The sequence below is a fragment of the Hwangdonia sp. genome (genome assembly GCF_048381975.1).
GTDB classification, from domain to species: domain Bacteria; phylum Bacteroidota; class Bacteroidia; order Flavobacteriales; family Flavobacteriaceae; genus Hwangdonia; species Hwangdonia seohaensis.
In genome coordinates, this window is the sequence record NZ_JBLWYT010000005.1 from 40,431 (window position 1) to 64,809 (window position 24,379).

The window sequence follows — 24,379 nt, forward strand, 5'->3', positions numbered from 1 at the left end:
TTCACTCTTCTACATTATTTGAGAATTTATGGCATAAAAAAGCGAATCTTCAAATTAAAAAAAATCCGCTTTAAAATATGCTAATGTAATTGGTTTATGGATTCGGAATAATCAATTCTTGATTGGGATGGATTAAATCCGGGTTCTTTAAAATATCAGAATTGGCTTTAAAAATAGTTTTGTACTTCATGGCATCGCCATAATACTGTTTTGCTATTTTACCCAAAGTTTCGCCGCTTTTTACCGTATGCCTATGGAAAACACTAGCGTTAGCTACTTTTATATCTGCAACAATATCGGTTGGGTTTTCGCCACCAATGGCTTTAATTTTATCCCAAAGCAGGTTTTTTTCGTAAGGTGTATTTGCGGTCCCCCAAACTTTTAAAACACCATTTTCTTCTTTTACATCACCGTTTTGTATGTTTAATTCTTGTCCTAAATCGAGTACGGGTTGGTATTTAGCTTTCGTGCGCATAGTCTATTGTGTTAAATGGTTTCTTTAGCTAAATATAGTAAAAGGAGGTTCAAAAAGCGCATTTATTTGGTTTATTTACCATTCTAATAATCAGAGGTTTAAAATAATTAAATCAAATTAGGCTAATTTGTTGAAAATATGTATTTTTGCACTCCTTTTAGCGAATTATTGGAAAGATAAAAGGAATGAAACTATAACAAAAATAACACTTCTGTGTGATATTTGCTTAAATCTTCCAAAACATACAGAATACAAAACCGCAATGTAATAGCGTTTCCGCGACATGTGCTGAACTCGTTTCAGTAAAGCGAAAAACTTAAAGTTGCATTGCACAATTTTTTTAAATGGCTGAAAAAGCAAAACAAACTGAAGTTGAAGCAACCGATGCTGCAACCGTTGAAGCTCCAGTAGTATCTGAAGCAAAAGCAAATCCTGAAAAATTCTTAAAAGACTTTAACTGGCACAATTACGAAGAAGGAATTGATGAAGTTGATGACAAACAATTACAAGAATTTGAAAAATTAGTAGCCGAAAATTTCGTTGACACTTTAGATGATGAAGTGGTTGAAGGTACCGTAGTGCACATTACAGATCGTGATGCCATTATAGACATCAACGCAAAATCTGAAGGTGTAATTTCCTTAAACGAATTTCGTTACAACCCAGACTTAAAAGAAGGCGACAAAGTAGAGGTATTGATTGATGTGCGTGAAGATGCAACAGGACAATTGGTATTATCTCACAGAAAAGCGCGGGTAATTAAGGCTTGGGACAGAGTAAACAAAGCACACGAAACTGGCGAAATCGTTAACGGTTTTGTTAAATGCAGAACTAAAGGTGGTATGATTGTAGATGTTTTTGGCATCGAAGCATTCTTGCCAGGTTCTCAAATTGACGTGAAGCCAATTAGAGATTACGACCAGTACGTAAATAAAACTATGGAATTTAAAGTGGTGAAAATTAACCACGAATTTAAAAACGTAGTAGTTTCTCATAAAGCTTTAATTGAAGCTGATATTGAAGAGCAAAAGAAAGAAATTATTGGTCAATTGGAAAAAGGTCAAGTACTTGAAGGTGTTGTTAAAAACATTACATCTTACGGAGTATTTATCGATCTTGGTGGCGTTGATGGATTGGTTCATATCACAGATTTATCTTGGTCTAGAATTAACCATCCAAACGAAATCGTAGAATTAGACCAAAAACTTAATGTGGTAATCCTTGATTTTGATGAGAACAAATCAAGAATCCAATTAGGATTAAAACAATTAAGCAAACACCCATGGGAAGCTTTAGCCGATACTGTAAAAGTTGGTGATAAAGTAAAAGGTAAAGTTGTTGTAATTGCAGATTACGGTGCGTTTATCGAGGTTGCCGATGGTGTTGAAGGATTAATTCACGTATCGGAAATGTCGTGGTCAACTCATTTACGTTCTGCCCAGGATTTCGTTTCTGTTGGAGACGAGGTTGAAGCGCAAATCTTAACTTTAGATAGAGAAGACCGTAAAATGTCGCTTGGTATTAAGCAATTAACTCCAGACCCATGGACCGATATTACTTCTAAGTATCCATTAGGTTCTAAGCACACAGGTATTGTACGTAACTTTACAAACTTTGGTGTTTTTGTTGAATTGGAAGAAGGTATCGACGGATTGATTTATATCTCAGATTTATCTTGGACTAAGAAAATTAAGCATCCATCTGAATTTTGTGCCGTTGGCGACAAGTTAGATGTTGTGGTATTGGAATTGGATGTTGAAGGACGTAAATTAAGTTTAGGTCATAAACAAACCACTGAAAACCCTTGGGATAAATATGAAACTGAATTCGCTTTAGACACAGTTCACAAAGCTGCTATTTCTGAAATAGTTGACAAAGGCGCTACTATTGAGTTTAACGAAGATATCGTTGCTTTTGTACCTTCTCGTCATTTAGAGAAAGAAGATGGTTCTAAGCTTAAGAAAGGTGAAGAAACTGAATTCAAAATCATTGAATTTAACAAAGAGTTTAAACGTGTTGTAGCATCTCATACAGCTATTTTTAAAGCTGAAGAGATTAAGAATGTAAAAGCTGCTGTTAAGAAGCAAGCTTCTCAAGCTGCTGAAGCAAAACCAACTTTGGGTGATGCGAACGATGCGTTACAAGCGCTTAAAGATAAAATGGACGGAAAGAAATAATTGAAAAACATTATTTTGTTCATTTCCGTACCGACGGAAATCCGTTTGTAAAACTAAAGCCTTCAAGAAATTGAAGGCTTTTTTTGTGTTGTTTTGTAGCGAAACGGAGTAATTATTTAGTAAATGAGAATTACTGGTTTTTAGCTTTAAACCACTTTTCATAAAAGATGTTGTAAAAAACCTAAAACACCAATTCCATTTTAATATTGCTACGTTTGTAAGGGCTGTTTGGTTCTACGGGGATTTCAACAAAACCGTATTTTCTGTAAATATAAATGGCGTTTTCAAGTTTTGTGTTGGAGTAGAGTATAAGCTTTGGAAGTCCTATGGATTTTGCAAAATCAATGCAATATTGCATGAGTTGTTGTCCTATTTTAAATCCTCTGTGTTTTGGCGAAACGGCCATTTTGGTTAACTCGAAAAGTCCTTTGTTGCCCAAAGGCATTAGTGCCACGGTACCAACAATTTCGTTGTCCAGTTTTGCAAAAAATATATGTCCGCCTTTATCTATTATATGCGTTTCCGGATGGCTTAAAACAGCTTCGTCAAAAGGTTCAACGTAAAAATACGTTTTTAGCCATTCAATATTTAACTCGTAAAAGTCTTTTGCATAGGTTTTATCAAAAGGGATAATTTTAATGGGCATCGGCTTTTATAAAATCGGTGATTAAATAGGTAATGAGTTTACCAACCAAATTTGCGCTTTTCTTTTTTGGTGCAGCTTCGCAAATATGTAAATAGGTGGCGTTTTCATGTTTTGCAAAAAAGTTGACAAACTGCCTGGTTTGATTAACGCTAAACCCACTTGGTGTCATGGCGCTACTCGGTATGTTTTCAATGGCATCGCAATCTATTTCAATGCCAAATGGTTTTTTTGAGACATGGTTTAAGGCGTGAGACATCCCATCAAGATAGTTCAGTTCATCTTTTATTTGTAAATCTTCAAACGTATTGTATTTTAAGGATTTTGTGTCGTTCAGGGATTTCAAAACAGCTTGGGAAGTATAATTTTCATGCAATCCGAAGATGAAGTAATTTTTAAGAAATCCTTCCGCGAAAGCGTAACTAAAACCATTGCCGCTATGCCTGCCTTCTTCCGGTCTGAAATCTGAATGCGCATCAAAATTTACAACATTTATAGACCTGTTTAAAGCCAGCGATGTGCCTTTTATATTGCCATACGCATTGTTGTGCCCGCCACCAATTACGATGGCTTTTTTGCCTGTGGCTATAATGAGTTGCACAATATGGGCAACATCATTATCGATGCGCTCCACAATTTTTCTGGCTTTTTTAATTTCGCTTTTTTTATTTTGGTTGAGTTTTGAAACGGCTAGTAATTCCTCGGTAAAATCCAAATGCCCTAAAATCAAAACAGAATCTGCCTTTGTAAATGTGTTGCTTTGAATATTTAATAAAATTTTTAATGTGGCCTCCCAAGCCCGTGAAGCCCCTTGTTTTCCGTGGTTAGCAAACACACCAACATCTTCGGGCAAACCAATTATGACATGCGTAACATCCAAATTTTTAAGTTGTTCGTATATATTGGAAATGCTGGTTAACGTTTTAATATGTTCTCCAAATTTGGATTCGCCAGAGCGTTTATTTAATAATTTATTACGTGTAGTAGGGTTAAATAAAACGAGTTTATCCATTGATGGTTAACTTTAATTAGAAGTATTAAAATTAATCAATATTTATTAAAAACATTAGAAACAAACAATTAAAACAAGTAAAAATTATGGAAAATAGCAAAAGTAGTACGGGATTAAAAGTGGCTTTAGGAATCGCTTTGGTTCTATTTTTAGGAACATTGTTTTACACTTTCAATTTAAAAAGTGAAAGCGATAAAAACACCAAGGAGTTAACGGAGCAAAAGCAGTTGGTGATGAACGATTTAAATGCCATGGCTAAACAATACGATGAGGCCATTGGAGAAAACGAAGTAGCAAACCAAAACTTAATTGATGCTAGATCACGTATTCAAGGGTTGATAGATTCATTAAAGATATCTGAAACCAACGTAAAAAGTTTATGGAGATATAAGCAAAAATATGCATCGCTTCAAAAAGAAATGGATGTATTGTTAGCTCAAAACGATTCGTTAAGAGTAGAAAACTCGTACTTAGCAACTTCTTTAGATAGCACAAGAGTACGCTTGGAGGAGCGCACCATGTTTACAGATTCTTTATTGGTACAAAACACGGCTTTAGCTGAAGTTGTTGAAAATGCAGCGGTTTTAAATACTGTAGGCTTAAAAGGATTTGGGGTAATTGAAAGAACTTCTGGTAAATTAATTCCAACTGAAAGAGCAAGTAGAGTTGATAAAATTAGAGTGTGTTTCACGGTAGCTAAAAATGCTTTGGTACAAGCTGGAGATCAAGAATTGTATGTGCAGGTTATCGACCCAAAAAACAATACGCTAGGTTCTAACGAACAAGTACAATTTGGAGAAAAAACATTAAACTACAGCATTATTAGTAAGTTTAACTACGAAAACGGAAGCCTTAATATTTGTGAGTTTGTAGCCTCTAAGGGAGATAGCAAGTTTGAAAAAGGACGTTATACAGTTAATGTATTTAACGAAAAGGATTTAGTTTCTAGCTCAGAGTTTACCTTAAAGTAAACATCATTATATAACACTTAAGAGCAAAACCTCAAGTTTTTACTTGGGGTTTTTTTATGGTTTTTTTTGAGTTTTTAAAATGAAATAAGCACATAAACAAGTTTTTATGCCAATTGTAGATAAACTAATTATTAATGAAGAGGAAGGTGTTATTTTAGATTTTGCTAAATGCGAACCCAAACAATAATGCACAGAAACTTTACTTTTTTAAATTCTATTTCGGATATATCAGAAGAGAATTTTTATGAAATTAAAAAAATAACCACTTTTAAAAGAATAAAGGCAGGAACGCAGCTCGTAAAATTGGGCGATGTCCCGTCAAAGGCATTCATGATTGTTTCAGGAATAATTCGATGTTATTTAATAACCGAGTCTGGCAAGGAGTTTAATAAAAGTTTTTATTTACCTATTAGTTTTGTGGCTTCATTAACGGCTTTAATGAAAAAAGAACCGTCCACCTTTGTTTTTGAAGCGGTAACAGATTGTAAAGTGTATGAGATCAATTATTATAAAATAATGGATTTGTGTGAAACAAATTCAGTTTTAAAATCATTGTATACCAAGATTTTAGAAAATTTATATATAAAATATGAAAAGCGATTGGTAGAGTCTATATCGCTAAATGCTACCGAGCGTTATCTTCAATTACAGGAGCAGATACCTGATGTAAACGAATTAATATCTCAATACCATATTGCATCGTATTTGGGCATAACTTCGGTACAATTAAGTAGAATTAGAAAAAAAATAAACAATCAATTAACAAATGTTAATTAATAATAATAAGGGAAATGATATATTTGATTCAGATTTTCCTTGTTAATTGTGAAATACAATGGACAATTGATAGCAAACCAACCAAAAAAACAGGTAAATTATTACCTGTTTTTTTATATTATGTGTTTAAGTAAAATATTATTTTAAACTTCCAACCATATTTTCTGGTTTAACCCAAGCATCATAATCCTCTGCTGTTACATAACCTAAGTTAATGGCTTCTTCTTTTAATGTGGTACCGTTTTTATGGGCGGTATTTGCAATTTCAGCTGCTTTATAATACCCTATTTTGGTATTTAATGCCGTTACCAACATTAACGAATTATTTAACAATTTTGTGATTACCTCTTGGTTGGGTTCAATGCCAACAGCACAATTCACATCAAAACTTACACAAGCATCTCCAATTAATTGGGCCGACTGTAAAAGATTTGCCGCCATAACCGGTTTAAAAACATTTAATTCGTAATGCCCTTGCATGCCGCCAACCCCAATAGCAACATCGTTACCCATAACTTGCGCGCAAACCATGGTTAAAGCTTCACATTGGGTTGGGTTTACTTTTCCAGGCATAATAGAACTTCCGGGTTCGTTGGCTGGAATTGTAATTTCACCAATACCAGAGCGTGGTCCCGAAGCCATCATTCTAACATCGTTTGCAATTTTATTTAATGATACCGCCAACTGCTTTAAAGCCCCATGGGTTTCCACAATGGCATCGTGAGCAGCTAAGGCTTCAAATTTATTTGGTGCGGTAACAAATGGCAGCTTTGTAAATTCTGCAATATATTCGGCAACGCGTTTGCTGTAGCCTTTTGGTGTGTTTAATCCCGTACCAACAGCAGTTCCGCCTAAAGCTAACTCACTTAAATGTGGCAAGGTGTTTTCCAAAGCTTTAATGCCATAATTTAGTTGCGCTACATAACCCGATAATTCTTGTCCAAGCGTTAACGGTGTGGCATCCATTAAGTGGGTACGCCCAATTTTAACGACATTTTTAAAGGCCTCGGCTTTTTTAGCTAAGGTATCTCGTAATTGTTTAACGCCAGGAATTGTCGTCTCCACTACTTTTTTATAAGCGGCAATATGCATGCCCGTTGGAAAGGTGTCGTTTGAAGATTGCGATTTGTTAACATCATCATTGGGTTGGATGGTTTTTTCACCCTCGCCAATGGTTTTTCCAGCTAATTGATGCGCGCGGTTTGCAATCACTTCATTTACATTCATATTACTTTGGGTACCAGAACCTGTTTGCCAAATAACCAATGGGAATTGGTCGTCGTGTTTTCCCTCCAAAATTTCGTCACAAACCTGTGCAATTAAATCGCGCTTTTCAATAGGCAACGCACCTAATTCACAGTTGGTGTAAGCTGCTGCTTTTTTTAAATAAGCAAAACCGTAAACTATTTCCAAGGGCATCGACGCGGGTGCTCCAATTTTAAAGTTGTTTCTAGAGCGCTCGGTTTGTGCACCCCAAAGTTTATCGGCAGGCACTTTTACTTCGCCCATCGTATCTTTTTCTATTCTGTAGCTCATAGTAATAATAGATTAAATGTAAGTTACAAAGTTAATTGTTTTTGCTTTGTTTATATTATGATAATTGTTTGTTTTTGCGACTTCTTTTTAACATATAAATAACGAAACTTTTTGCGTGTTTTGACTAAAATCTATTAATTTAGTAGGATTACAGTTTAATCATAAAAATTATATATTATGGCAACCATTAGATTAGGTGATGAAGCACCGAATTTTACCGCACAAACTTCAGAAGGGAAAATTGATTTTCATGATTGGTTAGGCGATAGTTGGGGTGTTTTGTTTTCTCACCCAGCGGATTACACACCAGTTTGCACGACAGAGTTAGGCGCTGTAGCCAAATACAAAGATGAATTTGATAAGCGCAACACCAAAGTAGTCGCTTTAAGTGTTGATGATGTTGAATCGCATCACGGATGGATAAAGGATATTAACGAAACGCAGAACACAACGGTTAATTTCCCCATTATCGCTGATGAAGACAAAAAGGTTTCAAAACTTTATGATATGATTCACCCAAACGCCGATAGTAATCTTACGGTACGCTCGGTTTTTGTGATTGATAACCATAAAAAGGTAAAACTGATTATAACGTATCCAGCCTCAACCGGTAGAAATTTTGATGAACTGTTGCGGGTTATCGATTCGCTGCAACTAACGGCTTACCATAAAGTAGCAACACCGGCCAATTGGCAAAACGGAGACGATTGTGTGGTGGTTCCGGCAGTGGCAACGGCCGATATACCGGCTATATTTCCCAAAGGATTTAAAGAAGTTAAGCCTTATTTAAGAATGACGCCTCAGCCTAATTTAAATTAGTAAAAAGATTTTAATCGCAAGAAATTATAGGATTTGTGATTTAATCTCTTTTGAAATCCAAATGGATGATATAATAAAATTGTTCATTAATTTTAATTTTGATATTGTATAACAAATCGGTTTATTATATCTTTGCATAAGATTTTTAATAAGATACTTACAAATTATGTTTGATTTTGATCAATATTTAGGATTTTTAGCGTTTTTAACCATTTTAACAATCGGTTTTTGGTTAATGATTTTTTTGTTAACTTTTGTAATTCCTTATTGGATTGGTGGTGCTTTAATGGAAAGATTAAAAGAAATGAGAGAAGAAAGAAAAGCAAAGCGTGAAGCTGAAGCTGCTTAAAACATAAAGTTTATATAATAAAAAAAGGAAGCTAATTTTAGCTTCCTTTTTTTGTTAAAATTGTTTATTGTTCAAGTAAAACCATTTACTAAGGTATGGTATTGATTGCTAGAACTAAAAGTTTAGTAATTATCAGCGTAGCGGTGTAAAAGTCTCGTTCACATTACATTTCCATATCGCCACCTTCAAAATCACGATTGCGCTCACGTTGTTTCTTTTGATTAAACCTATAGGTAAACGCTAAATTGTAAGTACGGCCACCTCTAAACTGTATTTCTTGGTCCGCAGTAAACGTGTCGGTTTTAATATGGTTTATAAATACGGCACTGTTTAATACATCTCTAACATTAAATGCAATTGAAGCTTTATCTTTAAACAAATCTTTGCTAAACGCCATATTTGCAGAGAATCGTCCTTTTCTATTGTTTTGGGCGTCATCACTTGGTCCTCTGTAATTCATATTGGTTTGCCAATCGATTTTGTAAGGTAAGGTTAATTTATTGGTTAAACGCGCTCTCCAAGTTAAAGCGTCCGAGCTTAAATCGATACCATTAAACTCACCGGCTCTTTTCAATTTATAAAGGTTAAAATCGGTATTTACACGCCAGTTACGGGTCGGGCTATAGTTTAAATTAAACTCGAAACCTGAGCGTTTGTCGGTGGCTAGATTAACCGGCCCTCTCTGAATTACAGGGAAAGCTTCGTTATCTATAATAACGGTTTCACCAGTTTCTCTACTTACAAACGACATCACATTTGTTGAATGCTCATAATAAATAGCGGTGCTTAGGGTAAATTTTCCAAATCTGTTTAAATAACCCAGCTCAAATTTATCAGAATAAGTGGGGTCCAAATCTGGATTACCTTGAAACACGTTGGTTAAACTAGAGCGTGATGGAAACGGATTTAACATAAATCCACGAGGCCTTCTTAAGCGTCGGTTATAACCCAACGTCATACTTTCGCTATCACTAAATTCGTAATTTAAGTTTGCAGTAGGGAATAGGCCCGTAAGGTTCTTTCTTTTAAAATCGCCACTTGTTGGTTGGTCTAAAGTGGTTCTGGTATTTTCCAATCGTAATCCCAATAAAAAAGAAAACTTATCAATTTTACTACCGTATTGGGTGTAAACAGCGGTAACATATTGTTTGAAATTGAATAGGTTTGAAAGGTCTTCGCTAACCTCAAAATCTCCTGTGTTTGTGTTTAATAACTCCACCGTGTAATCTGTTGAGCGGTCGCTAAAATCGCCTCGGAAACCCATTTCAAATTGACTCATTTCGCCAATTGGTAGGGTGTAATCCGATTGTAATAACACGTTGGATTGATTGTCGAGCGTCGTTACAAAATCGGTATCGGTGCCATCAACGTTTATTAATGAATTTTGATCTTCATTCGAATCTTCAAATTGAAAATCGAAAGTTAATTTATGATCTGTTTTATCAAAATCTTTTGTAAAATTCAATGAATATTGTATGGTTTCGCCATCTTCTCTTTCAGGGTCCAATCTAACACTTCTGCTTGTGGTGTTGTTAAGTTTGTTAAACTGCACAAGATTGTTGATAGAATTGTTATTGCTATTACCGTTGTTGTAAACAATTGAAGATGTTAAAGATGCCGAATCGTTTATATACCATTCAATCCCAGCGTTTGTGGTAAAGCCTTTTCTAACATCGGTCCAATCTCTTTTTTCGTCTAAATCGGGCGTATTGATGTCGTTATATTTTACATCGTTGTACCACCGACCAATAGATTCATTATATCTGTAAGATGTTGTGTTAAACAGGTTGATATTTCCCGTTCTGTAATTCACATTCCCCGAAATGCCTGCGGCATCAGGGTGTCCAACATTTCCGGTAACAGCACCGTTAAGCCCGAGTAATTTGCTACGACGTAAAATAATATTTAAAATTCCAGCGGTACCTTCAGCTTCATATCTAGCTGAGGGCGACGTGATAACTTCTACTTTTTCAATAGATTCTGCCGGTAATTGTTTTAGGGCATCGGTAGAATTCAAACCTACTAAACCAGAAGGTTTACCGTTAATAAGAATACGTACGTTATCGTTTCCTCTTAATGCTACATTTCCTTCGGCATCAACAGAAACCGAGGGCACGTTGTCCAATACATCGCTAACGGTACCGCCGCTAACCGTTAAATCTTTACCAACGTTGTATATTTTTTTGTCGAGTTTAATTTCTACCGTGGTGCGTTCAGCAATAATTTCCACTTCGCCTAAAGATGCGAAATCTACTTCTAACGAAAACACACCAATATTTTCATCGCTTTTTAATTCTCTATTCGATATTTTTTGGGTTTTAAATGCAATATATTCAATCGATATATCGTAAACACCGGTTTTTACCGGAATACTAAAATTACCGTTAATATCGGTAATACCTCCGGTAACTATCTTTTCTTCCTTTTTACTATAAAAAGCAATAGTTGCGTATTCTAAAGGTTCCTGGGTTTCTTTATCAATAACTTTTCCTGTTATTAATACCTCTTTAATAATAGGAGAGGGCGCTGTTGGAGTTTCTAAATTTTTAGGTTGCCCATTACTGTTGGCAATACATAAAATAAAAGCGAAAGCAAAAATAAATAATTTGTTCATGGTTTGGTTTTACCGTATTAGACAGCAAAAATAACCTATGGTTTAAGTTGTATTGGTTAAAGATTTGTTAAAAGATAAACCTCTAAATTATATCCAAAATAAGTTCGGGTGGCCTTCCAATTACGGCTTTTTTACCATTTATTACTATGGGTCGCTCAATAAGTTTTGGATGTTTTGCCATGGCGTTGATAACTTCGGCATCGGTTAGCGTTTTGCCTTTATAGTTTTCTTTCCAAATGGCTTCGTTTTTTCTAACTAAATCAATGGGCTTTATTTTTAAAAGTGATATGATTTCTTTTAGCGCTTTCGCGGAAAGGGTATCGTCTAAATATTTAACAATTTCGAATTCCTTTCCTGAATTTTCTAAGATTTCAAGGCCGCAACGCGACTTACTGCAGCGATTGTTATGGTATATTTTTATCATTATAAATTGATATTAAAGGTTTTTAATTGTTGAATAAGTTGATTGGGTGAACTAAAATGAATCCCATTGATGCCCAAATTATTGGCAGCTTCAATATTTCTTAAATTATCATCAATAAAAACGGAATGTGCCGCTTTTATATTGAAACGGTTTAGGGTTAAATGATAAATCTCACCAAATGGCTTTCTGGTGTTTTCTTCACCCGAAACCAAAATCCCATCAAACCAATGTAAAAAGTCAAACTTTTTTAAAGCAATAGGAAAGGTTTCGGCGCTCCAATTGGTAAGCGCAACCACTTTGTATTGTTTCGAATCTATTAGTTTTTTAAGAATATCAACCGTTCCGGAAATAGCGTCGCCCAACATGGTTTCCCATTGTCCGTAAAACATTTCAATCTCTTTTTTCCATTCCGGAAATAGCGCCACGCGCTCTTTGGTAGCCTTAGCTAGAGGATAACCCGCATCTTGATTTTCGTTCCAATCGCTGGTACAAATATTATCGAAAAACCATTGCATTTTTTTTCGGTCGCCATTAAATACATCTAAAAAAACATATTCGGGGTTCCAATCGATGAGCACACCGCCAAGGTCGAAAATTATGGTATCTATTTTCTTCATTTTTTTTGGTGTTTAGACCTACAAGGGTTCAAAAACCTTGCAGGACGTTATAATTGCGAATTGTCTTCTTCTTTTTGTCCCATCATCATTAAATAGGCTTTTAAAAAGGCGTTGATATCGCCATCCATAACGGCGTCAACATTACCGGTTTCGTGGGCTGTTCGCACATCTTTTACCAGTTTATAAGGATGCATTACATAATTACGGATTTGGCTTCCCCATTCAATTTTCATTTTACCGGCTTCAATATCATCGCGTTGTGCCAGTTGTTTTTGCAATTCAATTTCATATAATTGCGACTTCAGCATTTGCATGGCCCGGGCGCGATTATCGTGCTGCGACCTGGTTTCGGAACATGAAATTTGAATGCCCGTGGGTTTGTGCGTAAGCTGCACTTTTGTTTCTACTTTGTTTACGTTTTGCCCACCCGCACCGCTAGAGCGCGCCGTGGTAATCTCAATATCTGCGGGATTAATTTCCACTTCAATCGTATCATCAACCAGCGGATACACATAAACCGAAGCAAAACTGGTATGGCGCTTCGCATTGCTATCAAAGGGCGAAATACGCACCAAACGGTGCACCCCATTTTCGCCTTTTAACCAACCAAAGGCAAAATCGCCATCAATTTCTAAAGTCACCGTTTTTATGCCCGCAACATCGCCTTCCTGAAAGTTGAGTTCCTTTACTTTAAACCCGTTTTTTTCGGCGTACATTAAATACATCCGCATAAGCATACTTGCCCAATCGCAGCTTTCGGTACCGCCGGCACCAGCCGTAATTTGCAATACGGCACTTAGGCTATCACCTTCTTCAGAGAGCATATTTTTAAACTCGATATCTTCTAAAAGCGTTACGGCTTTATCAAAGCGGGCTTGTACTTCTTCTGCAGTGGCTTCATCTTCTTTGTAAAACTCGTAAAGCACTTCTAAATCTTCAACAAGGGTTTTGGCAGTGTTGTAATCTGCTACCCATTTTTTCTTAACCCGAATCGATTTCATTATCACTTCGGCCGCTTTTGAGTCGTTCCAGAAATTGGGGTCGAAGGTTTGCTCTTCTTCGTTTTGTAGTTCTATAAGTTTGGCATCAATGTCAAAGATAGTGCCTTAGTTTATCAAGGCGGGTGTTTAGGTTTTTTATTTGATCGGAAGTAATCATGCTTTTAATTATTTTGAACAAAAATAGAATTTAAACATACAGAATAAAACTAATACTAAGATAATTTTATAGCTTTATACACAAATTGATTATTAATGATAATAGACCTAAGAAGCGATACCGTTACCAAACCATCTCAAGGCATGCTAGATGCCTTGATGCAAGCCCAAGTTGGCGACGATGTATATAAAGAAGACCCAACCGTTAATGCTTTAGAAGAACGCATTGCCGAAATGTTCGGAAAAGAAAAAGCATTGTTTTTCCCAACCGGAAGCATGGCCAATCAAGCGGCAATTAAATTGCACACCAATCCTGGAGACCAAGTAATTTGCGACAAATATGCACACATTTACAATTACGAGGGTGGTGGTGCATCGTTTAACAGCGGTGTGTCTTGTAAACTAGTTGATGGCAATCGGGGCATGTTTACAGCAAACCAGGTTTTAGAAGCTATAAATCCGCCAGACTTTTATCACAGTCCGTTAACCAGTTTAGTAGAAATTGAAAACACGACCAATAAAGGTGGTGGCGCCTGTTGGGATTTTGAAGAGATTTTAAAAATCAGGAAAACTTGCGATGATCATAATCTGGGGTTTCATTTAGATGGCGCGAGATTATGGCATGCTTTGGTTGCGAAAAATGAAACCCCAAAACAATATGGCGAAGTGTTCGATACTATTTCGGTGTGCTTAAGTAAAGGTTTGGGGTGCCCAATCGGATCCGTTTTGGTTGGCGATACAGCTATTATGCGCAACGCCATAAGGATTCGAAAAATTTTTGGTGGAGGTATGCGTCAGGTAGGGTATTTAGCAGCAGCCGGACTTTATGCTTTAGACAACAATATTGAAAGATTAAACGAAGACCACAAAAAAGCTCAGGAAATAGGCGAGGAATTAACAAAGTTACCCATCATTAAAACAGTAGAACCCGTTGAAACCAATATTGTAATTTTTGAGCTAAACAAAGATATAAACGAACCCCGTTTTATGCAGAAACTGGCCGACAAAAACATCAAAATTATTGGCATGGGCGGTGGCAAACTGCGTATCGTTACGCATTTGGATTATACGGATGCGATGCATGATGAGTTTCTAAGTATTTTAAAAATTATATGATTTAGTTTTCAGATACAACACGGCAAAAATTTTTATCTTTTGTTTATGAAAACCCTTATTCAGTTTTGATCGGATTTATCTAGTAATCAGTAGTGTTTTACTTTGTATTGTCATTCATCGAGTATATATGAAGAATAGCCTTACCCATAGCTTTTGATGGCTTATAATTATTTATATTCGTTTTCAAAACCAATTTATTGATTTGAAATTAAGCATAATTATTCCGGTTTACAATGTAGAAAAACATATATCAAGATGTTTGGATAGTTTAGTAAATCAGGATATTGGTAAAGATGAGTATGAGGTCATCATTGTTAGTGACGGTTCAAAAGATAACAGTGTTTCTATTGCAGAACGCTATTGTAAATTGCATGCTAACTTTTTTGTTTACCATCAAGAAAATCAAGGTGTTGGGGCGGCACGAAACAAAGGATTGTCTTTAGCTAATGGCGATTATATTTATTTTTTAGATCCAGATGATTATATAGCAGATCATGTTCTAAAAACTTTAATCGATACAGCTCTTGAGCTTAAACCAGAGGTTTTAACCTTTAATTCTCAAGGAACAACATCGTTAACACTGAATCGATCACGTTTTAATGATTTAAATTCCATTATTCCCAAAGTTATATCGGGGTTAGAATACATAGCGAATCATAGTTTTAAAAATGAAATATGGTGGTACATAATAAGCAAACAATTTATTGATAAAATAAACCTCAAGTTTATTGAAGGCCGGTGGATGGAAGATGCCATTTTTACAGCACAACTTTTTGTAAAAGTAAAGCGCATGGTTAATTTATCTTTTGATGTACATAGACATGTTAAAATTAAAGGTTCTGCGATGACGAATAAGGAGCCTAGTCATTATTTAAAAATTATTAATGATAACTCTAATGCAGCAGTTGTTTACAATACCATAATAAAAAAATTAGAACAAAATGAAAATTGCGATAAAAGAAGTATTGCACGATTAAAATCCAGACAACAATCATTTGTTTTTTTTATGATGATTAGAATATTGAAGTCAACTTTTAAAAAACAAGATATCATACCTTTATTAGATAAGATGAAAAGTGTTAATGCCTATAAGTTAAATGCGTTTGTTGGAGAAGATTACAACGGATTTACGTATTCTTTTTTATCGAAACTGTTTAGTAATAAGCACTTATATTATCTCATATTCATGGTAACCAACCCCATATTAAAGCGAAATAATTAAAAAAACACTAAATAATACATGGGTAATATTTTAATAACATCTGCTGGCAGAAGGGTTTCTTTGGTAAAAGCTTTTATTAAAGAGTTAAAGGCGATTAACAGTGAAGGCAAGGTTTATGTTGCGGATGCATTCCCAAAACTTTCACCGGCAGCACAAGTGGCCCATAAAGCATTTGAAGTTTATAAAATAAACAATAGTGGATATATAGATGCGCTATTGGAAATTTGCAAACAAAACAAAATTTCGCTTGTCATTCCCACGCTTGATACTGAATTATTGGGGTTGTCCGAAAACCGCAAAAAGTTTTCAGACATTAACGTACAGCTAGTTTTATCAAGCGAAAATTTTATTAAAACATGTAACAATAAGTTGAGCACACACAAGTTGTTTAACAAGCTAAATGTAAGTGTTCCCGAGATTTATTCAAAGCAAAACTATAAACTCCCTTTATTTATAAAACCACTGGTGGGCAGCAATAGCGTTAGCACACATATTATCACTAATAAGCACCAGATTTCAGATTATCTTTTACAGAATGAAAAGCTTCAATTTTTTGAGTATTTGGATCATGATCTATACGATGAATATACCTGCGATTTATATTACAATAAATCCAACGAACTAAAATGCGCCATTCCGCGCAAACGCATAGAAGTAAGAGGAGGAGAAGTGAGCAAAGGACTAACTAGAAACAATGAAATAAAAAACCTTATTGATGAAAAGTTCTCGTATTTAGAAGGAGCAAGGGGCTGTGTAACCGTACAGTTGTTTATGCACAAAGAAACGAAAGCTATTAAGGGCATAGAAATAAATCCGAGATTTGGCGGTGGCTTTCCGCTATCCTATTTGGCCGGTGGAAATTATCCGAAATGGATAATTCAAGAATATATCTTGGGACAAAGCATAGCGTATTTTGATGACTGGGAAAACAATTTGTTAATGTTGCGCTACGATGATGAAATTTTAATACGTGATTTTGAAGACTAAAAAGGTAGTTGTTTTTGATTTAGACGATACTTTGTACAATGAAATTGATTATTTAAAATCCGCATATAATGAAATTTCATTAATAATCAGCAAAGCCATTTCCGTATTACCTAATACGATTTACAATCAAATGCTAACCTATTTTTATAACAATGATAATGTATTTGAATCCGTAATTAAAAAGTATAATGTGCCCTTAAGTGTATCGGAATTACTTGATGTTTATAGAAATCACAAACCAAAATTAAAATTAACGAAAGATAAAGTTGAAGTGCTTAACGAATTAAAGAAACGGGGAGTAAACATAGGGCTTATTACAGATGGTAGAAGTGTCCAGCAACGAAGCAAAATAGAAGCATTAAAACTGGATACTTGGATTTCTGAAATGTTAATATCAGAAGAATTTGGTAGCGAAAAACCAAATATCAATAATTATAAACATTTTGAAAAATTATTCGGAAACGCTAAGTATTATTACATTGGAGACAATATTAAAAAAGATTTTATAACTCCAAACAAATTAGGTTGGACAACCATATGCTTAAAAGATAACGGACAGAATATTCATACCCAAAACACATCGAATATTAATAAACAGTTTTTGGCACATCATAATATTTCAAAGTTTTCAGAGCTAATCGAAATTGTTTTTTAATATGAATTTGAATCAGATTTTCAACAATACAAAAACTTTTTTTAGCAAAAGAAAAGGTTTGCTTTTAATATTAATTTCAACCGATTTAATATTTATTGCATTACATACATTTTATGTTTATGGAATGATTGATGGAAATTCTTATTTTTCGTTAGAAAAAGATTTTGGTTATTCAGAAATATTCCAATACCTAAAAGAATATTGGAGCTTTTTACTATTGTTTTTTGTATTTGTAGACAAACAAAAACTGACTTATCTAATATGGTCCGCATTTTTTTTATATTTATTACTAGATGATTCGTTAAGCATCCATGAAAATGTTGGTGAATATTTAGCAAATTATTTTAACATTCAACCAAGGTTTAATTTACGCTCTGTGGATTTTGGTGAAATTTTAGTTTCTTTTTTAGTTGGTTTTGCATTTCTAATTTTATTCTTATTCACTTATATAAAAGGGAAAATTGAAGAAAAGATAGTGATAAAGAATCTTGCTGTTTTGGTTTTTGCGTTGGCCTTTTTTGGTGTTTTTATAGATGTGCTTCACATTGCGTTACCTTTTGGAGAAAACAAACTTGCGGTTATTGAAGATGGTGGAGAAATGATTGTTTTGAGTATATTATTGTGGTATATTTTTAACTTAAAATACGAACTAAGTTAAGTATTTACGGTATAATACTTTTTCAACATTTTTGAGTTTAACCACAAGTATAGAAAAGCACTTATGCTGATCAGTAATTCTATAAGTTCAGAATTGGCTTGCAGCCCTCTATAAATGCTATTACTGATATTTTCGGAGTTGGTAAATATATCTGCAATGGAATGAAAAATGATTATTATAAACCAAGGTAACAAAATTATATGGACCCCAATTTTTTTAAACATAGCATACTTGCCTAAAGCAATACCAAGTATTCCACCAAAGCCAAAAAGTAATCGAAGGATTTCATTATGTCCATGAAAACCTTTTAAGTTATGAATGGTGGTTTCACCCTGTGTATTCATTTTTTTCCAATATTCTGGTGTGTCAAAAAATAAAAACCATTGCCCCCAGGCAATTTCTTCCATAGCTATTAAAATTAAGCAAATAGAAAAGAATACATAAAAAAGAACCATTAATTTTTCAGAGTATTTTGACATTTTAATAGCTAAATATATACCCAATATGCCACCAAATAAAAAAAACAGAAATGTTAAAGTTTCAATTGGTTTGTTTTCATCCTGTAACCAAAAAGCAAAACTTCTACACGTAGGAACTGCAAGTAAAATATTATAACAAATAATTAGTGCCATGGGGAGAAAAAAAATAAACATGGCCGCTTTTTTAGATACATTATAATTATTGATTAAACCCTGTGAAATTTTTTTAATTGGCATAAATAGTGCTTTTACCGAAATGTTATCGGGCTAATTAATTTTGTAGTATTCGTTTTGTGTTAATCCAAAGGTATAAAAAGGCGCTACCCGCAATAAGCAATTCAATAAATTCTGATGAAAGTGTTAAAAATAAATCCAAGGTTTTATCAAGCTCTATAAAGTCTGAATAAATATCTACAATCGCATGTAAAGTAATGATTATAAACCAAATCGCAAGAATGCTATGCACGTTTATTTTTTTTAAAATTGAATACTTGTTTAGTAATATTCCTATTAATCCGCCTACTCCAAAAGCCAATCTAAGAAATTCAGTATTACCTTGCATACCCTTTAGATTGTGCAAAGTTGTTTCTTTTTGAGCATTAATTTCTATCCAATTTTCTGGAGTTTTAAACCCAAAAAACCATTGTCCCCAAGCAATTTCTTCCATTGCTATTAAAATTAAAAAAAAAGAAAATATGCCATAAAAGGTAGAAAATCCTATTCCTAAATACTTAGAATGCTTAAAGGTATTAATTAAACCGAAAATACCGCCAATGAGAAACGTGGCGAATGTTAACAACTCTACAACATTATTTTCCTTTAATAAAGAGAATCCAAACGTTCTGAATGGAGGTACTGCTAGGGTTAACACAATAAAAAGAGTGGCTACTATTGGGGTGAAAACAATTAATGTTGCTGTCTTTTTATTAATAGGAGCAATGTCTTTAGATATCAGCATTTTAAAAATTTATTCATTATAAATAGTTTGTTGATGTTTTAATTTGCATCCATTTTTATACGTCTGTAGTTTAAGTATAGATATAAAAAAGCACTTACACCAATAAACATTTCAACTAGCTCAGAAATTCGTTGCATTACTTGCTTGTTGTCATCCATTTGGGTTAAAACATCTAACAACGAATGTAAAAAAATTATAAAAAACCAAAAAAACAAAACCTTAGGAACACTAATGTTTTTAAATAGTTTAAAACGACCTAAAAACATTCCCATTAAACCAGCTAAACCAAAAATAAGCCTCAAGTTTTCGTTGTATCCATGTAAGCCCTCAATATTATGCAGAGTGGTTTCTTTCTGTATGTTAATATTTGCCCAATCTTTTGGAGTGTCAAAATTAAAAAACCATTGGCCCCAAGCTATTTCCTCCATGGCAACTAAAAACAAACCCATAGCAAAGAATAGATAGAATATAAAATTAAAACGACCTAAAATTATTTTAAAACGAATGCTGAACCAAACTCCGAAAAAAGAGCCCGTAATTAAAAAAGCAAATGTTAATAATTCTACGGGCGCGTTTTCTTCAAGCAACCAAAAGCCAAATCCTCTTGTAGCCTTGGTAATCATCAATAAACCAATAATTCCAGTTAACAGTATTGGTGAAATAAAAATAAATCGCCCTGTTTTTTTTGAAAGGTTATAACGGACTAAGTTAAGGTGCTTATAAAAAAACTTCATTTAAATATATTGGTCATTTTTTTTTATTACATGTAATAATAACAAATTTAAAGTATATATATGCTGTTTGTCTATTACTAATGGTATATTTTTTTTTTCTTATTAAATTGACAGCTTAATTCTAATCTCTCATATGAAATTAAGTATTGTTGTTCCTTTTTATAATGCGGAAGACCATTTAGAACGATGTTTGACTAGTTTAACAAATCAAAACCTACCCAAATCTGATTATGAAATAATACTTATAAATGATGGGTCTACTGACAATGGCATTGCTATAGCAGAACAATTCAAAAATAAACACGGTAACATTTCTGTCCATTGCCAAAAAAACAAAGGCCTGGGAGCTACTCGAAATATTGGCATGCACCTCGCAAAAGGCGATTACATCTATTTTATTGATGCCGATGATTACATAGCGTTTAACACCTTGGAAATACTTTTAGAATATCTACTAAAAATCGACTTAGATATAATTGGGTTTTCAACCCTCCCTACTGATAAGGTGGATTTGTTTTCATACCAGCTGAAACCTATTGGGAATATTGAGGTAATTACCGGAAATGAATTTTTGGCAAAAAATAAAAACAACCGATTAGAGGCATGGTGGTACATATTAAAGCGTGAGTTTTTATTAAAAACAAATCTAAAATTTGAAGAAGGTAAATTTATGGAAGATGCCATTTTTACCATTAAAATTTTTTTAGAAGCAAACCGTACCATGTTTTTACCAATAGCAATTCATCGATATGTTAAATCTCCTAATTCCATAATGAACAACGAGGACCAAACACACATAAAAAAAGTTGTTGCAGATTATGTTAGTTTAGCTTACCGTTTTGATACACTTATAAACGAAATTGCAAAAAAGGAAATAAAAGATGCTGATGCGATTATTAAAAATATAAAATTTAAAAGCACTGTTAGTATTTATTTTATGTTCTTTAAACTAATTAGGCTAAAAATTTCAATACCAAAAATTCATGAAATCCTAAGAGATTTAGAGAAAATAAACGTTTATCCTTTAACAAACTTTATAGGCGACGTATACAATCATCGAAAAATCAAAATAACAGCTTTTGTATTTAACCATAAGTATCTGTTCTATTTATTTTTGTACCCATTGAGAGCAATGCATAAGCTAAAATTGATAAAGCTTTATTAATGTGGTTAATCATTCAATTAATTGTTAATAATTTTAGTTAAAAACGAGTTCGAAAATGAAGCAAGCCATTTTAATCGCTGCCTATAAAAATTTTGATCACTTACTCGAGATAATAAATTTCTTTAATGATGACGTTTTTGAAATATACTTGCATATCGACAAGAAAACAAAATTACCTAAAAGTTTTGTTAGAAAATTAAATGCGGCTGGTAATTTAAAATTATTATCCCGCAAATACACTGTAAATTGGGGAGGCACGAATCAATTAAATTGTTATTTGTTATTAGCTGAAGAAGCTATTAAGACTAAAGAAAATGTTTATTTTCATTTAATAAGCGGACAAGATTTTCCTGTTAAAAGTATTACTGAATTTAAAAAATTATTTGATAACCCTATAAAACATGATTATTTAGAAAACTTTGAATTGCCAAGGGAAAAATGGAAAAACGAAAATGGAGGTTTCGATAGGTTTTTGTATTATTATTTTTTTGATATTTCTTATGCACATAAGTTTAAGAAAGAGATCTTGTTTTTAGTCAAAATTCAAAAAAAACTTTCAATAAAAAGGTCTTTTCCAAGTAAAATTAAAAAATATTATGGCGGCTCAAGTTGGTGGAGCCTAACTAGAGACACACTTCAATATGTAATTGGTTATACCAAAGAAAATCCGTATTTATTAAAAAGAATGAAATATACTTTAGCCTCGGATGAAATCTATTTTCAAACAGTAATAATGAATTCGGCGTATGCTAAAAATGTAATTAACGATAATTTAAGGTATATTGATTGGAGTCCTGAAAGAATAGGTAAGTACAATCCATCACCTGCACTTTTGGACCTAAGTGATTTTGAGAAAATAAAGAATTCAAATAAATTATTTGCAAGAAAATTTGATGTTCCTTTTTCAGATGATTTAAAACATGCTATTTTAAACTCCAGAAAAGTGGGTAATTAAAAAATACAATTATATATATTCAAATATAAAAGCATTGACCCAAAACGGTTCTGCTATAATTTATAAGTAGTTTGAAAAATAAATGCTGGCTCAATAAGGATGCAGTGGTTTTTAAACAGGCCTTATGGGGTTTGGTTAGCACAGAAAAATATTAAATCAGTACCCAAAGAAATGTTTTACGCGAAACAGTATTAGGCAGATAAATTTTATATTTTATTTTAATTAGTAATAACTATGTTTGTAGTGTCTACGGGAAATCATAAAAAGCCAAATCGCCTTGTTTAGAAATATGAAGTTAAGTATTCTTATTCCCATGTACAATGTAGAAAGCTACATTGAAAAATGTCTTAGCAGTTTGTTGGCTCAAGGTATAAGCACTCGGGATTATGAGATTATTGTTGTTAATGATGGCTCTACAGATAATAGCTTGCAAATAGCAGAAACATTCTCGAAAAACCATAGCAATATCTTTATCTATTCCCAAGAAAATAGGGGAGCTGTGTTTACAAGAAATAAAATGCTGAAATTAGCTAAAGGAGAATATATCTATTTTGTTGATGCTGATGATTATGTAGCTAATAATTCATTAAACACGGTACTTGATTTTGCTGTTTCAAATCAATTGGATCTTGTCGGGTTTGATACATTGATTACCCGAAGTAGAGAAGTAAACACATTAGATAGCACATTAGAGGACTCAGAGTTATCAAAAATAGTAACAGGCACCGAATTTCTACGTGACAATAAAAATCTTAGAATTGAAATTTGGTGGTATTTTATCAAAAAAGATTTTTTAAACAAGCACCAAGTAACTTTTGATAGAACTGATTACGATGGCGATGTGGTGTTTACACTCAAATTATTTTTAGAAGCTAAAAAAGTAGCCTATTTCCCTGTTAAGATTTATAGGTATTTTCAATCGTCAGAATCAACCGTTAGAAGTGGGAGCGATAAAGCAAAAAAACGAATTATAGATTATTTTGTAGCTTTAATTGATGACTTTAGCAGACTTATTGACGAAGTAAAAGAAAAAGAAATCGAACACAAAAAAACAATAATCAACAATTTTAATTTTAGAAGGGATGTATTTGTTTTTTTTACTATTACAAAAATGGTTAAGGGCAACCTAAACTTTAAGGAAATTAAGCATAATTTGACAAAGTGTGAAGCTGTTGGCGCTTACCCCATAAAACATTTTAACGCCGAAGAGTTTAGCGCATTACATTATAAAGTACTAAAAAGCTTGCTCAATAATAAATGGACACTGTATTTTGTTCTTAAAGCTTATCGTTCTAAGTCTAGAAAATATATTTTAAACTCTAAGAATGTCTTAGGAAAAAACACGCGCTTTTAAGGTTGAGATTGAAGTGTTGTAAAAACCAACGCTTTACTTAAACATATCCATCCCCGGAATATTCGGCATACCTTCCTTGGCAACGGCAGCCAATTCCGCTTCATTAACTTTGGTGGCTTTTTCAATAGCTTTATTTAAGGTTAAAACCAGGTAATCTTCAAGTTGTTCTTTGTCTTCAAGTAGTTCATCAGCAATGTCAACAGACTTAATGGTTCGGTTTGCCGTTAAAGTTATGCTCAACAATCCGTCGCTGCTTTTTTCGTCTATTAAAACCGTATCCAAGCGCTTTTTTGTTTCTTCAACTTTTTTCTGGGTTTCTTTAAGTTTCCCCATCATATTCATCATATCTCCAAACATAATTTTAAATTTTTGTTTTACAATACAAAACTATTTAATTTTTCTATTTTTCTTCTGTAAAATTAAATTTTGTATCAAAAAAACCCAAAATTTAATTTCACTTCAGTAACCACTATGTTAGTTCATAATTTTATTCATTTAGTTTTTTGTCAATTTCTAAATGAAAAA

At 33.5% G+C, this 24,379-nt stretch carries 25 protein-coding genes; 13 read left to right on the forward strand and 12 right to left on the reverse strand.

Annotated elements, in window-relative coordinates:
• Nucleotides 1–94: 94 nt before the first annotated feature.
• Nucleotides 95–475, reverse strand: a complete 381-nt coding sequence (locus ACN5J7_RS10240) for a LysM peptidoglycan-binding domain-containing protein (RefSeq protein ID WP_311938535.1) — start codon at nt 473–475, stop codon at nt 95–97.
• Between the two features lie 344 nt (nt 476–819).
• Between ACN5J7_RS10240 and rpsA the strand changes: the two genes are divergently transcribed.
• Nucleotides 820–2,652 carry a 30S ribosomal protein S1 gene (gene rpsA, locus ACN5J7_RS10245; RefSeq protein ID WP_418603809.1) on the forward strand — a complete coding sequence of 611 codons (1,833 nt, stop codon included), beginning with the start codon at nt 820–822 and terminating at the stop codon, nt 2,650–2,652.
• A gap of 181 nt (nt 2,653–2,833) precedes the next feature.
• Here rpsA and ACN5J7_RS10250 read toward each other — a convergent pair whose 3' ends face one another.
• The gene (locus ACN5J7_RS10250) at nt 2,834–3,298 is read right to left on the reverse strand and encodes a GNAT family N-acetyltransferase (protein ID WP_418603810.1); all 465 of its coding nucleotides are present in this window, start codon (nt 3,296–3,298) and stop codon (nt 2,834–2,836) included.
• Nucleotides 3,288–4,307 (reverse strand): formimidoylglutamase, encoded by a 1,020-nt coding sequence (locus ACN5J7_RS10255; RefSeq protein ID WP_418603811.1) that lies wholly within the window; start codon nt 4,305–4,307, stop codon nt 3,288–3,290. The genes ACN5J7_RS10250 and ACN5J7_RS10255 overlap by 11 nt, the downstream gene beginning before the upstream one ends.
• A gap of 86 nt (nt 4,308–4,393) precedes the next feature.
• On the opposite strand from ACN5J7_RS10255, the gene ACN5J7_RS10260 reads away from it, so the two are divergent.
• The gene (locus tag ACN5J7_RS10260; RefSeq protein ID WP_311938527.1) at nt 4,394–5,278 is read left to right on the forward strand and encodes a chromosome partitioning protein ParA; all 885 of its coding nucleotides are present in this window, start codon (nt 4,394–4,396) and stop codon (nt 5,276–5,278) included.
• A 168-nt stretch (nt 5,279–5,446) separates the two neighbouring features.
• Nucleotides 5,447–6,055: a Crp/Fnr family transcriptional regulator gene (locus ACN5J7_RS10265; protein WP_418603813.1), complete on the forward strand. Its 609-nt coding sequence runs from the start codon at nt 5,447–5,449 to the stop codon at nt 6,053–6,055.
• A gap of 138 nt (nt 6,056–6,193) precedes the next feature.
• On the opposite strand, the gene fumC is transcribed toward ACN5J7_RS10265, so the two are convergent.
• Nucleotides 6,194–7,591: a class II fumarate hydratase gene (gene fumC / locus ACN5J7_RS10270; RefSeq protein WP_418603814.1), complete on the reverse strand. Its 1,398-nt coding sequence runs from the start codon at nt 7,589–7,591 to the stop codon at nt 6,194–6,196.
• Nucleotides 7,592–7,768: 177 nt separating this feature from the next.
• Between fumC and ACN5J7_RS10275 the strand changes: the two genes are divergently transcribed.
• On the forward strand, nt 7,769–8,410 hold the full coding sequence (locus ACN5J7_RS10275; RefSeq protein WP_311938522.1) for a peroxiredoxin: 642 nt from the start codon (nt 7,769–7,771) through the stop codon (nt 8,408–8,410).
• A gap of 166 nt (nt 8,411–8,576) precedes the next feature.
• Nucleotides 8,577–8,759, forward strand: a complete 183-nt coding sequence (locus ACN5J7_RS10280) for a hypothetical protein (protein ID WP_418603815.1) — start codon at nt 8,577–8,579, stop codon at nt 8,757–8,759.
• A gap of 163 nt (nt 8,760–8,922) precedes the next feature.
• Here ACN5J7_RS10280 and ACN5J7_RS10285 read toward each other — a convergent pair whose 3' ends face one another.
• The 4 genes from ACN5J7_RS10285 to prfB form a co-directional block, all read right to left on the reverse strand.
• Nucleotides 8,923–11,373, reverse strand: coding sequence for a TonB-dependent receptor domain-containing protein (locus ACN5J7_RS10285; protein WP_418603816.1), 2,451 nt, complete (start codon nt 11,371–11,373; stop codon nt 8,923–8,925).
• An 82-nt stretch (nt 11,374–11,455) separates the two neighbouring features.
• Nucleotides 11,456–11,797: an arsenate reductase (glutaredoxin) gene (gene arsC / locus ACN5J7_RS10290; RefSeq protein WP_418603817.1), complete on the reverse strand. Its 342-nt coding sequence runs from the start codon at nt 11,795–11,797 to the stop codon at nt 11,456–11,458.
• Entirely contained in the window at nt 11,797–12,414 is a 618-nt protein-coding gene (locus ACN5J7_RS10295; protein WP_418603818.1) for an HAD family hydrolase, read from the reverse strand. The genes arsC and ACN5J7_RS10295 overlap by 1 nt, the downstream gene beginning before the upstream one ends.
• A 47-nt stretch (nt 12,415–12,461) precedes the next feature.
• Nucleotides 12,462–13,572 (reverse strand): peptide chain release factor 2 gene (gene prfB / locus ACN5J7_RS10300; RefSeq protein ID WP_418603819.1). Its coding sequence is split into 2 segments (ribosomal slippage): nt 12,462–13,508 and nt 13,510–13,572, totalling 1,110 coding nucleotides; the frame shifts between segments, so codons are not numbered across the junction.
• Between the two features lie 95 nt (nt 13,573–13,667).
• Here prfB and ACN5J7_RS10305 point away from each other — a divergent pair.
• The 5 genes from ACN5J7_RS10305 to ACN5J7_RS10325 all read left to right on the forward strand — a co-directional run bounded on the left by ACN5J7_RS10305 (nt 13,668) and on the right by ACN5J7_RS10325 (nt 18,209).
• Nucleotides 13,668–14,687 carry a threonine aldolase family protein gene (locus ACN5J7_RS10305; protein WP_418603820.1) on the forward strand — a complete coding sequence of 340 codons (1,020 nt, stop codon included), beginning with the start codon at nt 13,668–13,670 and terminating at the stop codon, nt 14,685–14,687.
• A gap of 202 nt (nt 14,688–14,889) precedes the next feature.
• Nucleotides 14,890–15,909, forward strand: a complete 1,020-nt coding sequence (locus tag ACN5J7_RS10310; RefSeq protein WP_418603821.1) for a glycosyltransferase — start codon at nt 14,890–14,892, stop codon at nt 15,907–15,909.
• A gap of 18 nt (nt 15,910–15,927) precedes the next feature.
• Entirely contained in the window at nt 15,928–16,896 is a 969-nt protein-coding gene (locus ACN5J7_RS10315; protein ID WP_418603822.1) for an ATP-grasp domain-containing protein, read from the forward strand.
• Nucleotides 16,886–17,551 carry an HAD family hydrolase gene (locus ACN5J7_RS10320; RefSeq protein ID WP_311938508.1) on the forward strand — a complete coding sequence of 222 codons (666 nt, stop codon included), beginning with the start codon at nt 16,886–16,888 and terminating at the stop codon, nt 17,549–17,551. The genes ACN5J7_RS10315 and ACN5J7_RS10320 overlap by 11 nt, the downstream gene beginning before the upstream one ends.
• Nucleotides 17,552–17,609: 58 nt before the next feature.
• Entirely contained in the window at nt 17,610–18,209 is a 600-nt protein-coding gene (locus tag ACN5J7_RS10325; protein WP_311938506.1) for a hypothetical protein, read from the forward strand.
• Here ACN5J7_RS10325 and ACN5J7_RS10330 read toward each other — a convergent pair.
• Genes ACN5J7_RS10330 through ACN5J7_RS10340 form a run of 3 tightly spaced genes read right to left on the reverse strand, consistent with a single transcriptional unit; the run spans nt 18,206 to nt 20,380 of the window.
• Nucleotides 18,206–18,925, reverse strand: coding sequence for a hypothetical protein (locus ACN5J7_RS10330; protein WP_418603823.1), 720 nt, complete (start codon nt 18,923–18,925; stop codon nt 18,206–18,208). The genes ACN5J7_RS10325 and ACN5J7_RS10330 overlap by 4 nt on opposite strands.
• A 34-nt stretch (nt 18,926–18,959) precedes the next feature.
• Nucleotides 18,960–19,646 (reverse strand): hypothetical protein, encoded by a 687-nt coding sequence (locus tag ACN5J7_RS10335; RefSeq protein ID WP_418603824.1) that lies wholly within the window; start codon nt 19,644–19,646, stop codon nt 18,960–18,962.
• Between the two features lie 38 nt (nt 19,647–19,684).
• Complete coding sequence (locus tag ACN5J7_RS10340) at nt 19,685–20,380, reverse strand: hypothetical protein (protein ID WP_311938501.1); 696 nt, start codon at nt 20,378–20,380, stop codon at nt 19,685–19,687.
• A 133-nt stretch (nt 20,381–20,513) separates the two neighbouring features.
• Here ACN5J7_RS10340 and ACN5J7_RS10345 point away from each other — a divergent pair, with 133 nt between their 5' ends.
• The 3 genes from ACN5J7_RS10345 to ACN5J7_RS10355 all read left to right on the forward strand — a co-directional run bounded on the left by ACN5J7_RS10345 (nt 20,514) and on the right by ACN5J7_RS10355 (nt 23,854).
• Complete coding sequence (locus tag ACN5J7_RS10345; protein WP_311938500.1) at nt 20,514–21,545, forward strand: glycosyltransferase; 1,032 nt, start codon at nt 20,514–20,516, stop codon at nt 21,543–21,545.
• Between the two features lie 55 nt (nt 21,546–21,600).
• On the forward strand, nt 21,601–22,500 hold the full coding sequence (locus tag ACN5J7_RS10350) for a beta-1,6-N-acetylglucosaminyltransferase (protein WP_418603825.1): 900 nt from the start codon (nt 21,601–21,603) through the stop codon (nt 22,498–22,500).
• A gap of 289 nt (nt 22,501–22,789) precedes the next feature.
• Nucleotides 22,790–23,854 carry a glycosyltransferase gene (locus ACN5J7_RS10355; protein ID WP_418603826.1) on the forward strand — a complete coding sequence of 355 codons (1,065 nt, stop codon included), beginning with the start codon at nt 22,790–22,792 and terminating at the stop codon, nt 23,852–23,854.
• 33 nt (nt 23,855–23,887) lie between these two features.
• Here ACN5J7_RS10355 and ACN5J7_RS10360 read toward each other — a convergent pair whose 3' ends face one another.
• Entirely contained in the window at nt 23,888–24,211 is a 324-nt protein-coding gene (locus ACN5J7_RS10360; RefSeq protein WP_418603827.1) for a YbaB/EbfC family nucleoid-associated protein, read from the reverse strand.
• Nucleotides 24,212–24,379: the final 168 nt, after the last annotated feature.

Bases quoted from the DNA above. Each gene is read 5' to 3' on its own strand.
- ACN5J7_RS10240 (WP_311938535.1), bottom strand. From the start codon at position 475: ATGCGCACGAAAGCTAAATACCAACCCGTACTCGATTTAGGACAAGAA.
- rpsA (WP_418603809.1), top strand. From the start codon at position 820: ATGGCTGAAAAAGCAAAACAAACTGAAGTTGAAGCAACCGATGCTGCA.
- ACN5J7_RS10250 (WP_418603810.1), bottom strand. From the start codon at position 3,298: ATGCCCATTAAAATTATCCCTTTTGATAAAACCTATGCAAAAGACTTT.
- ACN5J7_RS10255 (WP_418603811.1), bottom strand. From the start codon at position 4,307: ATGGATAAACTCGTTTTATTTAACCCTACTACACGTAATAAATTATTA.
- ACN5J7_RS10260 (WP_311938527.1), top strand. From the start codon at position 4,394: ATGGAAAATAGCAAAAGTAGTACGGGATTAAAAGTGGCTTTAGGAATC.
- ACN5J7_RS10265 (WP_418603813.1), top strand. From the start codon at position 5,447: ATGCGAACCCAAACAATAATGCACAGAAACTTTACTTTTTTAAATTCT.
- fumC (WP_418603814.1), bottom strand. From the start codon at position 7,591: ATGAGCTACAGAATAGAAAAAGATACGATGGGCGAAGTAAAAGTGCCT.
- ACN5J7_RS10275 (WP_311938522.1), top strand. From the start codon at position 7,769: ATGGCAACCATTAGATTAGGTGATGAAGCACCGAATTTTACCGCACAA.
- ACN5J7_RS10280 (WP_418603815.1), top strand. From the start codon at position 8,577: ATGTTTGATTTTGATCAATATTTAGGATTTTTAGCGTTTTTAACCATT.
- ACN5J7_RS10285 (WP_418603816.1), bottom strand. From the start codon at position 11,373: ATGAACAAATTATTTATTTTTGCTTTCGCTTTTATTTTATGTATTGCC.
- arsC (WP_418603817.1), bottom strand. From the start codon at position 11,797: ATGATAAAAATATACCATAACAATCGCTGCAGTAAGTCGCGTTGCGGC.
- ACN5J7_RS10295 (WP_418603818.1), bottom strand. From the start codon at position 12,414: ATGAAGAAAATAGATACCATAATTTTCGACCTTGGCGGTGTGCTCATC.
- ACN5J7_RS10305 (WP_418603820.1), top strand. From the start codon at position 13,668: ATGATAATAGACCTAAGAAGCGATACCGTTACCAAACCATCTCAAGGC.
- ACN5J7_RS10315 (WP_418603822.1), top strand. From the start codon at position 15,928: ATGGGTAATATTTTAATAACATCTGCTGGCAGAAGGGTTTCTTTGGTA.
- ACN5J7_RS10330 (WP_418603823.1), bottom strand. From the start codon at position 18,925: ATGCCAATTAAAAAAATTTCACAGGGTTTAATCAATAATTATAATGTA.
- ACN5J7_RS10335 (WP_418603824.1), bottom strand. From the start codon at position 19,646: ATGCTGATATCTAAAGACATTGCTCCTATTAATAAAAAGACAGCAACA.
- ACN5J7_RS10340 (WP_311938501.1), bottom strand. From the start codon at position 20,380: ATGAAGTTTTTTTATAAGCACCTTAACTTAGTCCGTTATAACCTTTCA.
- ACN5J7_RS10345 (WP_311938500.1), top strand. From the start codon at position 20,514: ATGAAATTAAGTATTGTTGTTCCTTTTTATAATGCGGAAGACCATTTA.
- ACN5J7_RS10350 (WP_418603825.1), top strand. From the start codon at position 21,601: ATGAAGCAAGCCATTTTAATCGCTGCCTATAAAAATTTTGATCACTTA.
- ACN5J7_RS10355 (WP_418603826.1), top strand. From the start codon at position 22,790: ATGAAGTTAAGTATTCTTATTCCCATGTACAATGTAGAAAGCTACATT.
- ACN5J7_RS10360 (WP_418603827.1), bottom strand. From the start codon at position 24,211: ATGTTTGGAGATATGATGAATATGATGGGGAAACTTAAAGAAACCCAG.